Annotated in this window: 12 protein-coding genes and 6 pseudogenes; 2 read left to right on the top strand and 16 right to left on the bottom strand. The window is 54.7% G+C overall.

Annotation, left to right across the window (positions count from 1 at the left end; translation table 11 throughout):
• Positions 1 to 83 precede the first annotated feature (83 nt).
• The 7 genes and pseudogenes from KG088_RS17135 to KG088_RS20080 form a co-directional block, all read right to left on the bottom strand.
• Positions 84 to 1,202, bottom strand: a pseudogene (locus KG088_RS17135) (ISAs1 family transposase).
• 599 nt (positions 1,203 to 1,801) lie between these two features.
• Positions 1,802 to 2,674 (bottom strand): DUF7281 domain-containing protein, encoded by an 873-nt coding sequence (locus KG088_RS17140; protein WP_213827494.1) that lies wholly within the window; start codon positions 2,672 to 2,674, stop codon positions 1,802 to 1,804.
• Positions 2,671 to 3,948, bottom strand: coding sequence for a hypothetical protein (locus KG088_RS17145; protein WP_213827496.1), 1,278 nt, complete (start codon positions 3,946 to 3,948; stop codon positions 2,671 to 2,673). Before KG088_RS17145 ends, KG088_RS17140 begins: the two co-directional genes overlap by 4 nt.
• Complete coding sequence (locus tag KG088_RS17150; RefSeq protein WP_213827498.1) at positions 3,948 to 4,601, bottom strand: hypothetical protein; 654 nt, start codon at positions 4,599 to 4,601, stop codon at positions 3,948 to 3,950. Before KG088_RS17150 ends, KG088_RS17145 begins: the two co-directional genes overlap by 1 nt.
• Positions 4,598 to 8,335 carry an ATP-binding protein gene (locus tag KG088_RS17155; RefSeq protein WP_213827500.1) on the bottom strand — a complete coding sequence of 1,246 codons (3,738 nt, stop codon included), beginning with the start codon at positions 8,333 to 8,335 and terminating at the stop codon, positions 4,598 to 4,600. Before KG088_RS17155 ends, KG088_RS17150 begins: the two co-directional genes overlap by 4 nt.
• Positions 8,336 to 8,535: 200 nt before the next feature.
• Positions 8,536 to 9,498 carry a hypothetical protein gene (locus tag KG088_RS17160; RefSeq protein WP_213827502.1) on the bottom strand — a complete coding sequence of 321 codons (963 nt, stop codon included), beginning with the start codon at positions 9,496 to 9,498 and terminating at the stop codon, positions 8,536 to 8,538.
• A 438-nt stretch (positions 9,499 to 9,936) separates the two neighbouring features.
• Positions 9,937 to 10,059: pseudogene (locus KG088_RS20080) on the bottom strand (transposase); the annotation flags it as partial.
• A gap of 375 nt (positions 10,060 to 10,434) precedes the next feature.
• Between KG088_RS20080 and KG088_RS17170 the strand changes: the two are divergent.
• Entirely contained in the window at positions 10,435 to 11,184 is a 750-nt protein-coding gene (locus KG088_RS17170; RefSeq protein WP_213827506.1) for an IS5 family transposase, read from the top strand.
• A gap of 14 nt (positions 11,185 to 11,198) precedes the next feature.
• Here the strand turns inward: KG088_RS17170 and KG088_RS17175 are convergent, their stop codons facing one another.
• The 9 genes and pseudogenes from KG088_RS17175 to KG088_RS17220 all read right to left on the bottom strand — a co-directional run.
• Positions 11,199 to 12,650 carry a DUF4041 domain-containing protein gene (locus KG088_RS17175; RefSeq protein WP_213827508.1) on the bottom strand — a complete coding sequence of 484 codons (1,452 nt, stop codon included), beginning with the start codon at positions 12,648 to 12,650 and terminating at the stop codon, positions 11,199 to 11,201.
• Between the two features lie 1,084 nt (positions 12,651 to 13,734).
• Positions 13,735 to 14,074, bottom strand: a pseudogene (locus KG088_RS17180) (IS5/IS1182 family transposase); the annotation flags it as partial.
• 189 nt (positions 14,075 to 14,263) lie between these two features.
• Positions 14,264 to 14,401: a hypothetical protein gene (locus KG088_RS17185; RefSeq protein WP_213827510.1), complete on the bottom strand. Its 138-nt coding sequence runs from the start codon at positions 14,399 to 14,401 to the stop codon at positions 14,264 to 14,266.
• 849 nt (positions 14,402 to 15,250) lie between these two features.
• Entirely contained in the window at positions 15,251 to 15,784 is a 534-nt protein-coding gene (locus KG088_RS17190; protein WP_213827512.1) for a cupin domain-containing protein, read from the bottom strand.
• Between the two features lie 53 nt (positions 15,785 to 15,837).
• Positions 15,838 to 16,389: an OsmC family protein gene (locus KG088_RS17195; protein WP_213827513.1), complete on the bottom strand. Its 552-nt coding sequence runs from the start codon at positions 16,387 to 16,389 to the stop codon at positions 15,838 to 15,840.
• A 144-nt stretch (positions 16,390 to 16,533) separates the two neighbouring features.
• Positions 16,534 to 17,565, bottom strand: a complete 1,032-nt coding sequence (locus KG088_RS17200; protein WP_213827515.1) for an alpha/beta fold hydrolase — start codon at positions 17,563 to 17,565, stop codon at positions 16,534 to 16,536.
• Between the two features lie 164 nt (positions 17,566 to 17,729).
• Positions 17,730 to 18,137, bottom strand: coding sequence for a VOC family protein (locus KG088_RS17205; protein ID WP_213827517.1), 408 nt, complete (start codon positions 18,135 to 18,137; stop codon positions 17,730 to 17,732).
• Between the two features lie 337 nt (positions 18,138 to 18,474).
• A pseudogene (locus tag KG088_RS20185) lies at positions 18,475 to 19,111 on the bottom strand (IS91 family transposase); the annotation flags it as partial.
• Between the two features lie 32 nt (positions 19,112 to 19,143).
• Positions 19,144 to 19,268, bottom strand: a pseudogene (locus tag KG088_RS17220) (IS5/IS1182 family transposase); the annotation flags it as partial.
• A 4-nt stretch (positions 19,269 to 19,272) separates the two neighbouring features.
• On the opposite strand from KG088_RS17220, the pseudogene KG088_RS19710 reads away from it, so the two are divergent.
• Positions 19,273 to 19,471 (top strand): annotated as a pseudogene (locus tag KG088_RS19710) (IS1380 family transposase); the annotation flags it as partial.
• Positions 19,472 to 19,530 lie beyond the last annotated feature (59 nt).

The following is a 19,530-nucleotide window of genomic DNA, read 5'->3' on the forward strand; positions in this document are numbered from 1 at the left end:
CTCACTCCTTGTCGACCCATGTAAATCCAGTATAGCCCTCAGGTTGGCGCGATGGCTGATCAACATGAGTAATCAGGAAACATTTAGACCGCGAGAATGTCCGCCAGGTACATCTCATCCAACGCGGCTTTCTTCTGTTTTCGCCGAATTCCACCCTTGAAACGCTTCTCGCCTTTCAGGTAATTCAGGGCAATATGCCGGACCCTGGCGAGGTTTTCGGCTGCCTGACCTCGGTGAATTTTACAGGCATCTTCTCTAAGCGCGACGTCGAGTGACCAGTGAAGCTTATTCTCGACATACCAATGCTGGCGAGCCGCCTCAGCGAGTTTTTTAGCACTGAGTTCCGCCGAGCTGATGTAATAGCGGATCATCGGGGCCTCAGGGGCTTCGTCACCTTCCTGGCGGAAACTCATCACGACACCCACCGTTTTCAAGCCAAGCCATTCGTAACTAAGCTCTTGAAAAACTTCAGTAAGGTCGCTGGCAATGTGGTAGCGAGTCTCCTGACGACCTCGGTTCTTCTCATCCGTGACGTAGGCATCCCCTTCGAAGTTGACCACCGTCGTCATGGGGAATGCTGCCTCAAAGGCGTCTGCCAACGCTGGTTGATTTTCCTTCACTGACAGCAGGTAATCAGCACCCTGCTTCAGGATCTGCGTTGCGATCTTTTTCTGGCAGCCCATCGCATCAATCGTCACCAGGCAGCCTTGGAGGTTCAACAGCTTGAGCAGCTCAGGAATCGCCGTAATCTCATTCGACTTCTCCGCTGTCTTGACCTGACCCAGCACCACCCCATTGGCCGCACTGAACGCGCTGACCATGTGGATATCGCCCTTGTTCTTGCCTCGGCAATAGGAGCCGCGCAGGGTCTTGCCATCAATGGCGACCACCGCCCCATCGGTGACGTCATGGCAGGCTTTCATCCACTCCGCAAAGGCGGTCTGAAGTTGCTGAGCATTCACCAAGGCCATCACCCGCGCCAAGGTGTCGTGGCTCGAGATGCCGGCGCCAAAATCGCCGTACTCGCAAAGAAAATCCTGCTTTGCGTGGCCAAAGTCCTCTATCTCGTCCCAACCCTCGGCACCGCAGATCACCGCACAGACGGTCATAAACAGGATATCCGATAGCTGATGCTGTATTTTCCAAGCCTAGCGGAAGTCGGGAATGATCGATAAATGGTGCGTAAGTGACGGTGTCAGCATGGGGCCATCCATGAGCAAAAGACATTAGATGACCACAGCACCTCCTATGGGTAAAGCGCTACGAAGCCCGTCAAAGCGCGGTTTTTCATGCGTTTTCCCTGATGCCCAATCACAACCACAGGGCAACGTTGACATACTAGAAGATGGGTAGTGCTGGAAGGAAGTGACACGCTTCTACCACGCCGATACCCTCTCGACGACAAGGTCACTACCTGGCGTGAACAACTCACGTCGTGGGGCCTGACCTGCTGTGCGCGCTTCGCGATGATCTCAGTGTCTAAGCACACGGCACTCAACTCCGGCCAACTCGATTACCAGTGGTGGCGACCGCTCCTGGTGGACACTGAGGGCGGATCATCACCCGGTCTCGGGACAGATACCAGAGGGTGGATGGCGTGGCGTCATTCATCGAACCTCTGGTTTTTTCATTTACATAACCGGAACCACCCCCGTAAACGATGCACTCTGGCTCCGTCCCGGAATCATCGATGTCTACCTGCCTTCGACTTCACATGATCGTTAACCAGAACTCACTTTTTATGCTGGGTGATATATGGGGGATTTTTACAAACCTCACACGCTCTGCTCAGAGCTTGAATTTATCTCGAGATCTTCTCACTGCACAGGTAAATACGATGTGCCAGCATCGCCTCTTGGGTGAGGCCTTTTCTGGCCTTGCGTATGGTATCGATGTGGCGTGTCAGACTGGGTAGTGAACCTGTGTGATTCATCACCCGGCCCATCATCTCCATCTGAATGATGTAAAGCGATTCTCTGCCCTGTATGGTCAGTGCATCAGGGGCTTCAGGTGCCAACATCTCAACGGGGCAGCTAGGCCGCTGTTTCAAGTATTGAGCGGCTATATCGAGCCCTGCCATATCATAGTCACAGAAGAGCCCGAGTCTATGAGTCGACGTAAGAGCTGACACCAACTCAGAGACTCGGCGTGCCGAGCTGTCATGGCCTCGATAGACATAGAGGGTCGCCTCTCGATATTCCGATGGCAGAATCGCCTCCATACCTTCCAGGTTCTCCATCATTGCTCCGTTCTCCACTATCAGCACTCGCTGATAGCGGCTCAGGTCGAGCATATCCGGATCCTTCAGCGAGAGGTAGCTGTTGGGCAACAGACATATGTCCTGATGCGCTGCCGTGGTGAAGATCCGCCCATGGCTAGCCCCAACCCTCAAAAATCCGCTAAAGACTTGTCGGGTCGAGGTCTTTTCATTCTCGGCGTACCTGGCCACTGCTACCCGATCCTGACTCAGGTCCAGACTGAGAGGTGCATGGCGGGTGCGTCGATCATACTCATCTTGAAGGCGATCATAGTCGTCACCGCTCAGGTAGAGATACTGATCCCCTGCCATCTGCCCCACGCCCATCTCATCATGAGTCTCTTGCCAGTGTCGTGTCAGCTTGACGCGTGAGCGCCGGGTCTTGAGCGCATTCTGGAGGGCTTGTGTCGTAATCATGCCGCCTTGGCCTCCACACGCTTACGAAACGCCAAATCTCGCAGCAGATGATTGCCGGAATAGCCGGTGACTGGTTCCGTCACATAGCGCATAAGGAAGGCTTCCGTCTCATCCTTGTCCATCTCGTAGAACTGATTCATGAGCGTCAGCAGCCAGATCTCCATCGTGGTATCGATATCCAGAAATTCATAAAACCATCTGCCGGACACCTCCTCCTTAGCCTCCAGCGCTAGTGACAAATACGCAAAGAACTCCCTGGCCGAGGCCTGCTCAGGCTCCTCCTGGCTGCTAGTGTGTAGGGTGCCATGATCCTGGACATCGACCTTCACACACTTTGAGCCACTGTCCTCGCGCTCCTGTCCCTCTTTTTCGCTCTGGACCTTGAGGACGGCACGGGTCGCCAGCTCGATGAGCTTCTCTTCCTGACGCGGATCTTGCAGATCCGGGTGACCTTCCATCGCAATCGGCTCCACCCCCATCAGCGCGTCCACCGGACGATCCTCGACAGGGAAGCTCGGAGTGAAGTCCGGATTGTCCTCATAGTGGCTGATGAACGCATTTATCAGGCGATTCTGGCGCTGGTACTCGGCGCTCTTCTTCACCAGCTGAGTCAGGCTGCGCTTCAACTGGTGGATCGCATCCAGTACCTCACGGGACAGGATGTCAATCTCCCTGGCCAGCTGCTTATTGAGGAGGTTGACCAGGTAGGGATCGGCACCAGCCATCTCGGCCAGCTGATCGTAAGAGATGCTCTCAAAGAGAGTGTTCATCTTTTCAGCCTCGGAGAGAGCGAACTCATTTTCCTTGATCTTGATCTCGATATCGCTGATCGAGCGGAAGTCGTTGTAGACATACTCCGAGAAGCGGGTGGCCACCTGACGCATAGTGTCGATCAGCTGGTACACCACCTCCCGGACAAGGCGGTGGTACTTCTCTTCCTCGGTGGCGCTGTGCTTCCCCTTGGCTATGTTGTACTGACTGACGGCCTGATCCAGCTCCCTCCATTTATCGCCGACCTCACCGCTGGCCACCCGGCGACGATGGCTCTGCGTGATGAAATGGATGAAGTCAGCCAGAGCACTGGTGACAATCACCTCCTCTTCCTCGTCGTTGAGATGGAAAGCCAGGCGATGGGCGAGCAATGCGTTGGCCGCCTTCTCAGTTTCCTCCGATAGGTAGAGCTTGCCCTGCTGCTGTAGGCAGGCATCTAGGATCACATCGAGGTGGCGATGGATACTCTGAATCGCCTTTTTGGCATCATCAGGTCGTGACATCAGAACAGTGCTCCCTGGTCTTCCTGAGCGTGAGTCTCGTCCTCATCGGCCTCCTCGATCATGATGCCTTCCTGGCGCTGCACATAGGCCATCTGCTCCATGAGTAGTGACCATAGTGACGTAGCTTTCCATGAGGCCCCGGAGACGCCCTGTGGCACGAGGTAGCCCTTGTCTTCCAGACGCTGGAGAATACCCTCCAGCTGGGACTTGGTGTCGCGCCTCCCTCCGGCCTTGAGACGCCTGGCGATCTTCTCCACGTCCTGCTGAGAACTGACTGAGTCCTCGATGCTTTCCAGTAGGCTTGAGAGTGTCAACACATCTCCGGCGTGAATCGGGTAGTGGTCATGGCTCACCTTGCAGGTCAGCCTGAGCCAGTAGCAAAGTCCCTCCCACTCCCCGGCAGCCTTCTCAAATCGGGTCTGTACCCGACGACGGCGTCCTGCATCGGACAGATCCTGGTAGACCGCATAATAGCCAACGCCATCCTCGGTCTGAGCCAACTGGCGGCCCATCAGCATCAAGGTGTCATTTAGGATGCGGAACTGATGGGGATCGCAGATAAGGTCAAACCCCTTGCGGAAGGCGATCTCGCAGATCACGTCGCCCGCTAGCAGGCGCTCCATGGTCTCGGCAAAGGTGGTGTTGTAACTCATGCCCGCGCCTCCAGGGCCTTCAAGGCGTCAGCAAAGCGGGGGTTCAGGGGCTCAGACTCATCATCTATGACGATCATGGCGCCCTTCCCCTTGTCCAGCATAATGCGGTTATCGAAGCGTCGCAGCGTCTCCGGTGTCGCCTTGGGCTGGGCGCAGAAGATATGGATGTTGCGTCGTTGCATCATCGCGAACAGGCGTTGTATGTTTTGGGGGTCGATCTTGCTGAGTTCGTCAATCGGCCAGGTGATAGCGATCTTCTCATTAGGGCACAGGTAGCGGGTCAACGCACTGAAGATGATCAGTAGCGCCATCAGGGAGAGTCCTGCACTGCTCGAATCGGAAAAATCCTTGTCATTGCGTATGGGCACCGTGCGCTCGTTCTCGCGGAGCTGGATCTCGATATCGACCAGGTCATCCACGTTGCCGCTGCCTCCACGGGTATTTCGATAGGCCTCATCCAGCTGGCGAAGCTCTGCCATCAGCGCATCATCTGGAAGGCTGGTTTCATGGCGTGCTAGCCACCTAACCCACTGCTCAGCAAACGAAGTGAGTGGCTTCCATTGGTCATCCTGACTTATCAGTGACACCAGCTGTACTTGAATATCGCTGATCGCCGGGAAGTCATGCTCCGTGTTCAGCTTGGTCTTCAGCTCACGGGAAACGCTGTTGATTTTATTGTTGAGGTTTTTGAGAGTGCTGCGATATTTGACCATGCGATCGGCGATCGCTCTGACTTCCTGGGTCAATACGCGCTCAATCTCGGGGAGGCGGTCATTCATCAGGTCGGATAGCGCTTTCATCGACGCAATGGCCAGCTCAACGGAGTGACTTTCGAACGCGTCATCTTCAATCAGGCGCTGGTACATGTGCTGCCACGCTTGATGCACCTGGGTATTGGGGTGCTCGTTGATGATGCCCCGGCATTTATCCGAAACGCGGCGCAGGGCATCCGTCTTCTTGATGATTTCGCGGGACAGCATGTCCAGATGCTGGGCTACCTGCTCGCCTTCACCGAGATGCTGGGGGGCAATGAGAGGCTGGGTGTCGCCATGGTTCGGGACCCGTGCCAGTGCCAAGTCACCCTGCTCAATCAGGTTCCTCCATGCCTGTTCCTTGCGGGACAGATCATTGTTGTTCTTCTTGAGTTCGTTGCGCGCAGCCTTAAGCTGCGCTAGCGTCTTCTCGGACTCCTGGGTCAGGGTAACCAGCGCCTTCTCCTGACTGTCGATCTGTGACTCGACCTCGCGCAGCGACTGGGATTTGTTCTCCACGGCAGGGTACTGGTACCGGCGCCAGTGCTGGTACTGAGCGATCTCTTCCTTTTTGCTTTCCAGGAATTCGATGTCAGCTGCCGCCTCGTCGACGGCCTGCTTGGCAGCGTCGCGGACCTTGGTATCAATCCCCTTCTCTGCCAGCGCGTCATCCAGGGTGCGCTTGAGGGCCTTAAGGTGGGCCTCATGGCTCTCCTTGGCGGCCTGGATCAGCGCCTCTTTCTGCTCGATGGCATAGGTCTGGTGCGCCACCTCCTCGGACTGCTCCGCCTTTAGATCGATCCTCGCCTTCTGGGCCTGTTGCTCAAAAGCATTGCGGCGAGCTTTTTTCTGCTGGGTGGCCTGACTGATCTGATCAGTGACGTCCTTGATCTGATAGCAAATCGCCTGCTGGCGGCGATCCGCTGCCTCACGGTGGGTGACGGCCAGTGCCTGGTCGGCTTCCTTGAGGCTCTTGAGGCGTTCCTTTTCTGACGCCTGTCGATTGCCAAACACGACACGCTGCTGCACCTGTTCGGTGTGCACCTGGCGAGCCCGCTTGACCTCATCCGTTACCGTCCCGATCGAAGCCTTGCACAGGCGAACCGCCTGGGCGGCGTCGGAAAGAAGGCGATCCAGCTGAGATTCTTCCAGAGCCTCATCGGGCTTACTCAGAGCGGTCAGGTCGAGTTCAAGCCCAAACAGGGTCTTCTCCTCGCCTACCAGCTGAGGCTGAAGGTCCTTGCGTTGCAGGAGGTCCACGGCAATGACTTTGCCGAGGCTGTCGCCCCAGTCCGGGAAGTGCTCACGCAGGTAGGCCAGCAGCGTGCCGTCTTCGGCGTGACGACTCTTGAGCAGGGTGTCACGTGTGGCCTCCACGACTTTCAGGTCAGCTTCAGCCTGGGACAAACGGCGCTCTTCCTTGATCAGCTGCTCACTAGCGGCCTGAATGGCGGTCTGACAGGCCTGGAACTCATGGGTAGCTTTTTCGTAGACCTGCTCCGCATGCCTAATGGCATTCAGCGAGGAATCTCGCGTTGACGTTTCTTCGGGCGTGGGCTGACGAGCATTATCGAGGGAATCTGTCAGCTTGATGTTCTGCTCCTGAAGTAGCTGGATCTCTTCATCGATTTCATCGCTGACGCGCCGAGCCTCTTTCTCCAATTGCCGATTCAATGTCTGGATGTCTTCATCATGTTGTCGCTGGAGTACGCCCAGTACCCCGGCCAGCTTCTCCTTGTCATTCTGAAGTGGCTCCAGTCGACGGTGGAACCGCTCAAAGGCGGCGCTTCGTTGGTTATCGTAGGAGGCCTCGATCTCCTCGCCTTGCTTTCTCAGCACGTCGAGGGTCTCGCGCAAGGAGGTTAAGTGCTGGCGTAGCTGGGGCAGGTTCTCATAGCGGATCGCGATGTCATCGATCACCTTCTCTTCCCAGCGGTCACGCTCGTCATAGAGGGCGTTGATATCACGCTCCAGTGTCTCCTTCTCGCTCTTCAGCGTGGAGAGCTGACTTTTTGCCTGGCGCTGATGCTCATCGAACGTTTCCTCGTGCTCCTCGCGCTTGCGCTTGTTTTGGGATAGAAGCTCATTATTTTGGCTCATTCTTTCCTGCACCTGGCTGAGGTGCTCATTCATCGCGTGGAGGCGGCTGGCGATCTCATGGCGGGCCTCCATAACCTGGGTGTAAATATCGATACCGGCCATCAGATCGGAACGTGCCTGCCAAAAGGACCGAAGACTGTCGATATCCCGCCAGGTAGAGGCGTTGTCCGCGTTGGGGCGAGCCTCCTGAAGATGTACCTTGTCCCGAATCTGAGTGTCGATGATCATCTTCTTGAGTCGGGAGGTCAGCCGGTTGTTGTCCATGGTCACCGACGTCAGCTCATGCATGTGCTGAAGCTTGTCTTCCAGTCCGCCAAGACTGAAGCGACGAGCATCAACGCGTAGCGAAGCGGTTTTGTTGGAGCCCTTCTGGCGGCGCGTTAGGTGCGCAGTATTGCTGATCACGTCGCGATAGTGCGAGGTGCGCAGATGCTGTTGGCTGACGTAGGCACCCACATCCTTGAGGCCGTGACGAAGGATGCTCCAGACCTCCTCCTGGCGGGCATAGAGGTCATTGAGCGAGGAGTTGAAAATGGTGTCATCGGCACTCCCCAGCACAAAGCGATGGGCGTGCCCCTGACCGTCACCCGAGCGAGGCCGGTAGAAAACGGCGCAGCAGGTGTCACCGTTTAGCCGGTCGTACTCGAAGATCACCATGCTCTGGTAGTTGGGCAGGTAGTAATCCACGAAGCTGGACTTGTTGGCGCTGCGCTCCATTACCTTACTGGGCTCCTGCCCCAAAAAGATCGGGAGAAGCTTGAGCGCCGAGGTCTTGCCGACGCCGTTGTCGCCACCCAGGTTGGTGTGGCCCTCGCAAGGCAGCCGCGTCTTGAGGCCTTTCAGGTAGGAATTGAACAGGATAATTGCTTTCAGGCCGCTCATGGCTTGCTCCATAACGAAATGACGAAGCTGCTCCTTGTTTGCAGGCAGAGTACAGCCCATATAGAGGGTTTCATCATCGAGGACTTTATATCCACACCTTAACAGGATGGAGTATCAGCCCCGATTTCGAGATATTTAAGGGCCAAATACTTAATGGTCTTTCGAGGCTAAGCAGCTCTTGAATAGATATGCTTTGACTTTCACTTATAATATTCTTTCACTGAATTTGCCAAAGCGAAAAATTCACCTACCAACCCAAGTTCAATATGCCTTCCCCAATACAATTCATCACCATGCTTATACATTCTTCTAAAAACATTTTTGTGGAGCAACAAAATTGATTCAACAGCCTGTCTATCTTCTAACAATTCATGAGCACTAATATTAAGGTAATTCATCAGTCCGATTAGGTCGTTATTAATACCTGGTATTACCTCTAAAACTCTTTCTTGCTCATCATTTCTTGTTCGCCTTATAATTTCAACGTCGTCAAGTTCTCTGAATAGTTCTCTGACGTAAGCCACATCGCCGATCTTTTTTAAAACAGCACCAGTAACGTAAATATCATTACCCGCATTATGATATGGCGTGTCGCTAAATTCAGGTGTATGTATATCACACAATCGAGAAAGTCGGGATTTCTTATGGGTATACACACCTTCCCTCGCAACAGCAAGCTTCATATGTAAAGTTGATGTGTCGAATCTAACCTGACCAGTTGCCTTCACTCCTAATTTAGAAAGATCCCCTTTCAATGCATGCCCATAAATATATCTCGCACCACTAAACTGCGCCTGTACATAATCTTTAGTCTCTTTAAGAGTCATAAAGGTACTGTCGCCATAAACGAAATTTTCTTTATTATCGGGGACTCTATCTCCATTCCTAAGATTGTGATAATCGGATATGACTATATGCTCTACTTTTAGTCTAGACTTTGTAATATAGCCAATTCCGACTTCAGTTATTTTTGATTGGCAATGTTCAAAAGCCTCATGATCGATGCCAATTATTTCATGCCCATCTCCAAGCACTCCCTCGACTTCTTGAGCCAATGCTAAAACTCTAGCTCTATGGTCTTGCACTTTCACAAGCTCCAAAAAACTTGGTTTGCGAAGGCTTTTACGTCTCAATTTGTAATTTTTTACATATACTTCCTTCATTTTCCACAGCTCTCCTTGTTGGATTATTGAATTAAATAGCTAAATTCATGCTTAAACCATTCGAGCCTTTAGGAAGCCGTTGAACAATTCAGCATACGGGCTGTGAAGCTGCCTGAAAGCGACTTTTCTTATCCAACAACTTGTTTCAGGGCACCATGGAGTGGCCCCTAAGAGATAGCCGCCTCGCTTTGCGGCTGCCATGCCAGATTCAAGACACACTGGCCACGTCAACACATCCTTGGCGTGCTGTGGCCAATACCAAGTTGTCGAGGGCGGGCAAGGAGATCAGTTGCGGCTGGTACTTAGACACCCCCAAGGAGAATGACGCCTCACAAGAGCCTGAATCTGTTCCAATGAAAGAGCACGGATAAAAACCGGACAATCTGTAGTGATGAAAAGGGGGTGCGGCGTTTTTCTTGGACAACCTTCATTGGCGTTGACACCGATGAAGGAATGCATGTCTTGGCCCTCGAAGGTGGCATCTTCGAGCGCCTCGTCGGTGAGGGCATACCACTGTTGCAGGAAGTAGATCCGCAGCATGCGCTCCAAGCTGATGGGCGGTGGCTCCGCTGCATGCCAGGTTGGCGGAGTTAGATGGCGATAGCGAATCTTTCAGGTGTTGCCATGGCACCATGGCTTCCATGGCACCATGGCTTCCTTCTGGTCAATTAATTGTTCACTGCCGGTGATGATGTTCTTGTACTGATGCTCAGCCTGTGCGAACGAGATCTGCTTAATCGGGAGGCTCTGTCAGATGGTAGCAGAAGGCTGAGATTATAATCCGGCCGATGGCAATCAGGCAGCTCCGACGAAATTTATGGTGGATTTCCTTAGGGCCTGTTGACGTTTGATGGCAGAGGGAGGAAGGAAGACTTGGCAGGATAGAGGCAAGCTCGCAGACTACAGGTTCCAACACCAACAGACGGCGAGCCCACCATGCCCCGATTGATGCTCACTGATGAGCACTGGTCGAAGCTGGAGCCTATCCTGCTGCAACAAGGTATCTATCGCAAGGGCAACCTGCGAATGACGGTGGAAGGTATCCTCCATCGGATGCGAACCGGGTGTCAGTGGCGAGATCTTCCCGAGGCTTTCGGGCACTGGAACACCGTATACAAGCGCTTCAACGCCTGGTCGGCCGTCGGCAAGCTGTTCGCGGTATTCAGCGCCCTGGTGGAAGATCCTGATGTCGAATGGCTCTTCATCGACGGGACTTACATCAACGCCCACCAGCACAGCGCAGGCGCCTCAACCGACGAACCAGAAGCGATTGGCAAGAGCCGCGCGGGTAACACCAGCAAGATCCATCTGGTGGCCGATGCGTACGGATTACCGATTGCCTTTAGCCTCACAGGCGGCGAGGTGCATGACAGCAAGGAGGCCCCGGCATTGATCGCCGAACTGCCCTCAGGCGATGCGCTGATCGCTGACAAGGGCTATGACAGTGAGCCTACCCGAGAGCAGGTCGAGGAACAGGACATGCGGTCTGTCATTCCGAGAAAACGCCACTCGAAAAAGGGAAATGCCAACTTGGACAGCGGGTTATATCGCTACCGTCATCTGGTCGAGAATGCCTTTGCGCGGTTGAAACACTACCGGGGTATTGCCACACGTTACGATAAATTGAAGCGAAATTATGAAAGCATGGTGGCGTTGGCCTGCGGCGTCCTCTGGCTGTCAATGTGAAACGTCAACAGGCCCTAGGCGACGGCATTTTCCCGCAATCGCTTTGATTCAAAAAACTCTTCCGCAACAATTGTAGTTTTAAAATCGACTTCTTCACTACCAATTTCTTCAACAGCGGTTCGAATTGTATCAAGCCTTACACGGAAGAATTCCTTGCGGAGGTTAACTGCATTTACACGGTAACTTCTGAATTTTCGATGAAGTGCGGTTTCCATAGCAGGCGCATCATCGGAATAGATAATGGCATGTACATCAAAAGAGAATGGGACACTGGCATCACCTAATTCTTTTACTCTATCCATCGGATCCAGACGACGAGTCATGCCGATCTTGTACACATTTTCACCGAAAGATCCTATATTGCTAATGACATACACATGTCCACGGCGAGTTTGTTCGGCAAGGCTCTTCGCTCGCTGCTCTTTGGCTTCAGCTTCCGCAAGTCGCTCCTCTAGATCAAAGATTTTAGCTTCTACAAGGGCGCGCTCTTCGGCAGAACTTTGATCCAATTCCTGTCGAGCTTTTTCTAGAATATCACGGTAGAGTTTCTCTTCTTTCTGAGCTGTGACTAAAGCATCTCGGTATTCCTTTTCAGCTCGAACTTCTTCGCGCATTTGCTCACGAATGAGTTTCTGCTCTTCCTGCTCATCTTTTTTCTTGAGAGTGTATTGATACTGAACTCCACATTCTTCGTACTTTAATGTGACGTAATCAATACTAATACCACACCGTAATGATGCTACTAACTTCTCTAGGTCATTGGCCAACTTTTCGATTTGACTTAGGGTACGGTCAAAGTTTGAAGGACTGACCTTTCCAATCAACATATCGCATTCAATGTTGAAAGCCCTAATAATCATTTTCATTTGACCATCGACTATCTTCTTGTCAATGCGACTATCTCCCGTGAGATTGACATCCCCTTCCTGAGTAAAGGCCTCACCATTTTTTATCATTGATTTTTGTTTTTCTCGAAGCATCTTAATTTCGGCGGCGAAGCGCTCACCAGTTTCAAAAAGATACTCTGGCATTTCAAAGTGCCCATATTCTACATATTCATCCAAGCGGCTATAGAGATCTACCTTTGACATAAGCTCGTTGAGAGAAGACTCTTTTTCTTCTAAAACACTCTGGCGCTCGGCAATCAGAGATTCAATCCCGGTTAAAGTTTTTTTATCTTGGGTGAGTTGGGCTGCGATATTACCGGAATCATCACGAAGTGCCTGAAGATCTTTCGTGCCGGCGTCTATCTTTTGCAATATTTTTTTAGATTCCTCATACCGCTCAAGCACATCATTTAGCGCTTGTTCTACTTGCAGTTTTTCGTAATTAGCTGCGGTTATGGCTTCTCTTATAGTCTTATAATTTTGAATTTTTTTACTTGTTCTCTTGCTGGCTAGTAAAAATACAGCTACAACTGATATGATATATATCAATAGCGCCAAACCGATAGTAGTTACATCCATTTCTTACCTCATGTATTCGTTAATTATGTCTTTCTTTATTATGCGGCGTTCCTCGGCCCGATCATTAAAGCATTCCTTTGCTGTCTGAACTTCGTCTTTAATCACTTGAGCGTCCTCCCTGGCTCTGGCACGAAGTTCCTGTTCGGCTCGGCGCTGTCGAGCCTTGTGTTCTCTTTCGATTTCCCTGTTACGTCGCTGATTATCCCGTTCTGCTTGTTTTGCAGCTCGGTCGATAGACTTTGCTATTTTTACAACCGTCCTAAATCCACTTGATCGTCTAGCCATTATGATCCTTCATTTATTTGATTATAAGCTTTTAGTCTGCTTCGCACTAAACAACTTCTGATGACAATTATTTGATCAGCGATATCTCTTTGGGTCGTCCAGCCTAATTTGCTCGTACAATCGGTCTTGAAAGCATCCCCACCCAAAGAGCAGGCACGCTACCGCCAAGGGAGACCTGGTGTGAGAAAGCCATCCCTTTTGTGGAGGACTGTAGTGTCGCTATTTGGAGACGCTACAGTACCAGGTAGATACATACCTATGCAGTAGAGACTAACCATACTTTCTTCTACTTGCTAATGTTGATCTTAAGGTAGTTCTACTAAGCGCTCTATTGGTCAAGGCGTAGGGAGGGAGCTTGGATGAGAGAACTGGTCCCACACGACCGTAGGCCGCTGTGCCGGCTAGATGCAGGCCATTTCGGCCTTGTCAGGGATATTGCCTTGAAACAGAGGGTAGCTTGCACCGCAGTAGAGATTCTCGGCGACCAGCCTCGTCACTTTCCGACAGCCAACGGTGAGGGATCATGCCCAGTTCGTTCCCCAAGCTAGGCACAATGGCTCACCACAACGGCCTCGGCAGCTCCTAGCTCGGCACGATCACTCACCTGGAGAACCCGAATCACCTTCAGTTAGGCACTATCGCCCACGAGAATGGCACCGAGAGATGGACAACTAGGCACGATCCCTTACCAGGACCCCCACCACTCATCAGCTCGGCACAATCGCTCACCGGAACGGCTCCTGCCAATCACCCTGCCCCACGGTTTAGGCCGGTGACAATGTCTTCACTGGGGGTTCAAACCTTGGAGGTTCTTGGTGACATGAAACAGGAGCCAGGCCTTGGCGCGGGTGCTGGCCTTCCTTCTCGATCGCCAGCAGCAGCGTCTTCATAGGGCTGTCTTCCATCTTCTTGATGGTGCCGCGCTAGGCCGCGATGCAGCACCGGGAATCGGGGGCATCCTTCTGCTCGCCCAGGCGCTTGTCCATGCCAATTTAGCCAGCATCGCCCTATACCCGCTTATCGTCATCCTGGACCAGATGACCGGCCATGGTGACATCGGCGACATTGGCCGAAGTGTTTGTGACGATGGTGCCCTCACGCATGTACAGCCCCTTCTGCGTCAGGCTGGAATTTATCTCCCCAACACCCCGAGAGGCCGCCGGGACCAACCATCTCCTTTCAGAATGGTCGTTCGGCGAACTGGCGGTGCCTTGTATGTTCCCGCCTTGGCCCGGTGAAGCAAGTGATGTGAGGTTGGCTTCCAGTTGTCCCTGTTAGCCCGTCTCTGCCTGCCCATCGACGCTGACCGCGCCGTCCTTCCTCGTGCGTCAGTAAAGCTCGAGAAGCCAGGCTTTGTCGATGTGATGAGCAAGCGTGGTCAGGGGCACGTCCGGTCGACGTACCGCCAACTCCGTTATTCGCTGGCGTCGTATGAAGATGGGGTCAAAGCTCAATGTCTCTGTCATCGGTCCCTCCAGCGAGTCCATTGCCCGGTGCTCCCTTCGCCGGGACGACTTCCCCTGCTTCCTCACTACTATGGAGCACTCCGATTTCCTGCCACTGATCCCGCAGGCTCCGGTTTCCCTCGCCCAACGGCACCATCCCAGCGTCCGTTGATTCGCTCCCTGCTGGCGACGACGCCCCGCCAGCGGGCCTGGGCCGTTTTCTAGCTGCCCGCAGCCGATGCCTTGTCGATGGAGGTGGCAGGACCTCCCAGGTTCCTGGGGAGTCTCTATGCCGACATGCCTCGCTCTCAGACCCCGGCAGGTCGAATGACGCCAGGCCAGTCTCGGCGCCTCGTGTCGCCTTCCGCCTTATTCACGACGTCGGCACCTGCAACAGTCCCGCTTTCGGGGCTCAATCACGCGGCCTATCGGCTCGCTATCTACGCTTCGTCCGCACGGTCACCCGTACCGACGCAAGACTCGCTTCCAGTTGGTGGCCAGCCTTGACTGGGTGGGGTTGGCTACCCACAAGACTCCCAACACAATTTCCTCGGCTGCTTTCAGCCGATTCCCAAGTGACCAGGCTTCTCCTGGCGCACGAATATCCCGGGTTTAACTTTCGAGTTTCCACTCGTTTTCAGCGTAGGACTTGTCATCCAGATTCGTATCTAAACCCTCGAAGGTGCGACGTGCCGCCATATTCGTGATCTCGGTGCCTGCCCAGATGCGCCTCGCGCGATCCTTTTGGCAGAGCGGATTCGCATTTCACCGACGCCACCACGGCGATGACCAACGCTCACCTTGACCGCAGAGGCGCGTCCACGACGCAGTCGCCGGGAGACCGGCGGGGCCATACCCAGAGAGCCCGTTTTAGGCACCGTTGCGCTCGATACCGCACTCCGCGTCCAGGGCGGCATTCCTTTTCTCATTAACCGGAATGGTCAGCGCACCCTCGGCGGGCGCACCGAGGAGCACGGCAACCACCACGGTTTCCTCGTTACGGCTCGGGTTGAGTGCCGTGTGGACGGTGTCACCCGGATCCACTAGCGCGTCCCCGGGGCCGTATTCGCGATCCAAACAGTCTTCCGCAAAGATGAACACGAACTCGCCCTCGGTAACGGTGATCAGGACTGTGCCGGGGTGGGTATGCCAGGGGAACACGGCTCCTGGCTGAATGGTGAACCGCACCACCGTGAGATGCGATGCATCGTCAAACGAGATGGCCTGTTCCGGCAGCCCCTCCAGGTTCTGGGTGATCTTGACCGAGACATTACCGTCGAAGTCGTGCCGCTGGGTCAATGGCTCCGCCGCGATGGGCTTCGGTTCATTTGCCTCGACGGAGGCACTTACAATCAAAGCCACGAAGAGGGTGGCGCTTCCGACTAATTTTCGAATATGGATCATGAAACCTCTCCAGTTCGCTCTTGTTGAAACACTGCCACGGGCAGTTGCCGACTTCAGGAAATCTGGTCAATGCGCCAGTCTGTGGTAACTTTGGTGCCACCTTGCAGCGTCTGGAATACAATGCAGCAGTGCTCGGCACCGGCCATCAGGGTTTTGATGGTTCGCTGGCCGGTATCGGCGGGCACCTCCAGGCTTACATCGCAATGCAGGCGCTGGAATCCCACCGGCACACTTGCATCCACCATCAGGGCGCCGCGCACATCCACCTGTGCTTTGGCCATGACCTCGCTGTTCAGGATGGTCACGCCCAGACGCTCGGCCACCATGCGCAGCGTCGAATGCAGGCAGGCCGCTAGCCCGGCGCAAAGGTAGTCCCCGGGGTTCGGCGCGTCCTGGTCACCACCCACGGCGCTATGAATCCCATGTTGATGGTGAGGGCCCACGCTGTTGGCCATCTCGATGGCCCCGTGAACCGGGTCTTTCTTTTCGCTGGGCAGGGCCCTGGCGTGATCGGTGATCCAGGCGTCTTCAGGCACCTCCAGATAGTGCCTATTCAGGCTATCCTGGCGCTCTGTGAACGATGATATTTTCTCTGCGACTGACATGATTTCGCCTCCTGTGATGAGTGGCATGTCGTAGGTTCAGCCTACAAAGCGTAACCACGTTGCACATGAGTCAGATGTCCCGAGGGAGATCACGAATGTCAGGAAAACCGGGACGAATGTCCCGGGGATGGAGTGGTCAGCGAGTCAGTCGTCGCCAAAACCCGCATTGCGAGCTTCGACCACCAGTTCCGAGCGGGTGGAGATCGCCAGCTTGCCGCAGATATTGCTCACGTGGTTGCGCACGGTTTTTGGTGCCAGTGACAGCGTGCCGGCGATGTGGGCGTTCGAGCGCCCTTGAGCAATCTGCTCCAGAACCTCACATTCTCGGTGGGTCAGCTCATGAAACAGGGAAGGTTGGGGCAGGTCCCGTTGCGGGTTGTCATTGAGAAACCGCCGGATTTCTTCAATGAACGTTCGCCAGCCCGGATCCTTGGGTTGCAGGATGTGACTGCGGCCCTCGAGTGGCAGAAAACGACAGCCAGGAATCCGGCTTGCCAGATCCCGCCCGGCCTCAAAGGGCACCATGTTGTCGGCTTTGACGTGCGCTGCCAGGGTGGGTGTCTGCAACTTGGGCAACTGGCCGCGAATATCAATTTCATGGAAGCCGCGCCAGAGTCCGGCGGCGGTGGAGCTGTCCGCCGTCAGGCGTTGGAGATCGTCCCACCAGGTAATCTGATCGGGGGCATCGGAGGGCGACAGCAAGCGGGCAAACACTTCCCGGAAGGCGCCGGTCTTCCGGCCCCAGCCGATCTCGATCATGCGGGCCAGGGTTTCAGCTTCCTCGACGCGGTATTTTGACATTCCCTTAGAAAACGCACCGCATGAGTAGGCGTTGTAAAGAATCAGGTGGCTGACCCGCTCCGGGTGCCGCAGTGCATAGGTCACGGCAATCGCCGCTCCCTGGCAGACGCCCAGCATCGGGAATCGCCGCCAGCCCAGGCTGTCCACCACCGCCTCCACGTCGCGCACCCAAGCCTCCAGTGTCTGCCCATTCACGTCCCTGTCGGACAGGCCGGAACCGCGAATGTCAAAACGTGCCAGCGTATGATCGCGCGTCAACTCTCGCAGCCAGTGCCGCCATATCGGGCTGTCCCAATCATGCTCGATATGAGTCATCCAACCGCCCACGCGCAGCAGCGGCCTGCCCCGCCCGGCAGTTGCGTAGGCGATGCGCACATCATCCGTTGTGGTGCAGAAACCTATCCGCTGTCTCATACCAATAGCCCAATGCTTGTCTACTCGACGCCCAACGCCGCGCACACCGGCGCGAGCTTGCGAGCGTCCGGCAGCCGGAGGCTGCGTAGTGCTGCGCTTGGTTATGTGTTGATGCTGCCACCACTCTAATTCGACAGATTGAGCTGCCACGACACGCCGTATTTATCATTCAGCCAACCAAATTTTTGGCTAAAACCGTAATTATCCAAAGGCATTAGCTCTGAACCACCTTCGGCGAGGGCCCGAAATGCCTCCTCTATTTCGCCTATTGATTCACACTCCACGTACAATGACATGGAGGGTGTAAAGGTAAATTGGTGGTCAAGATGGCTGTCTAGCGCCATGAATTCGGTGCCATTTATCGTAAACCTAGCCATCTTGGCAGAACCTTCTGGTTCATCCTCGCCAGATTCGTAGCGCTGAATATCAATGATCTCTGAACCAGGGAATAGAGAGGTATAGAACTTGATCGCCTCCTCGGCTTTCCCAGCCTGCTCCCCGACAAACATGAGCGAGGTCTTAATGGATTTCATCTGTTCCTCCGTTCACGTTTGCACAACTGTTCAGCATTTCTTCGCCGTGCGGAGCATGGCGTATAAATGCCTGTTGGACTATGCCACCCATCAGGCTGCGAGACATTTCCTATAGGGTATTGTATTGGCTGGCGTGCGGCCTGACGCACCAGGTCGCATGCGTACGGATCTGTTGTGACGCATTCGGGAGTGATGTGGGTCATGATCCCAGCCTCCTCCGGGCCAATTTGCCCCAACGTAGCGCGCCCGCTGGTCAAAATCCATCATCGGGACGAGCATCGCCGCGACCCGCGAGCGGGCCGGATCGCCGAGTCCGTTGTGTGAGTAGCGCGTCAGCTCATGCTCGATAGCGTTGCTCCCTGTGGTTGGGGGGTCGGCTACGTTTGAGTCGCTGGGGCGTTAGGGTCCCGATCACCCGCAGTGTCGGCAAGTGTAGGTTGGCTCCGAGTCGTTGGAGGCAGTATCGGCCTCCGGTGCCTTCTCGACGACCGCCAGCGCCCGGCGGATCTGTGCCAGGCGTCGTCGCCGGCAGCGATTGGCCAGAAAGCCATAGTGTCGGACCCGCATCAGCCCCTTGGGGAGGACGTGGAGCAGGAAGCGGCGCACGAACTCTTCACCATCCAGGACGAGCCGTTTGTGTCGGTCACGATCACGATAGTCCTTGTCGCGCAGGGTCACTTGGTGGTCGTCCACGGCGAGGCTACGGGCATTGCTGATGGCGATCCGTCGCGTGTCGCGCGCCAGGTAGCGCACCACCGTGTCGGTGTATTCGAGCAGTCCATGCGGTAGACCACCCACTCGGTGGCCATCAGGGTGTTGAGCTGATTATCCACGTCACCGGGCCGGGTGACCCGGTGGAGTTCGCCGGCCTGGGCGGCCTGGCGCAGGGCGCTCACCAGGTTCCCGCGAAAGTGGCGCGACAGGGCCCGCACCAGGAACAGATAGTGGCTACGCGCCCCACGCCAGCCGCCATCTACACCTAGCCCTTAGCCAGCCCCTTTTAGCAAACCTCCCGGTAGCCAAAGAGGTTCTTGATGACACGAGCCGGGCCACCTTGGCGCGGGTACTGGCCCTGTTCTTCTCGAACGCCAGCAGCAACGTTTTCATGGGACTGTCTTCCAGCTTCTTGATGCAGCTGGCCATCTGGCGAATGACCTCACTGAACGGCGGGGAACGTCCCAATCACCTGATCCTGAATATCGAAGATCTACCGATCGAGGTGTTCAGCCACCAGAGATGCTCGTTCTATTACGGCCATGTCGGGGCGCGGGATCGACTCGCCGCTGATCACCTCGTGGGCCGAGACTGGCGACATTGTCAGCGGCCTCCTTCGCGGTAGATTTAACCTACAAAAGTCCGTAGGTTTAAACTTACTCTAACTCATCATCCGGTA

Source organism: Halomonas jincaotanensis, from assembly GCF_018448785.1.
GTDB lineage: Bacteria > Pseudomonadota > Gammaproteobacteria > Pseudomonadales > Halomonadaceae > Halomonas > Halomonas jincaotanensis.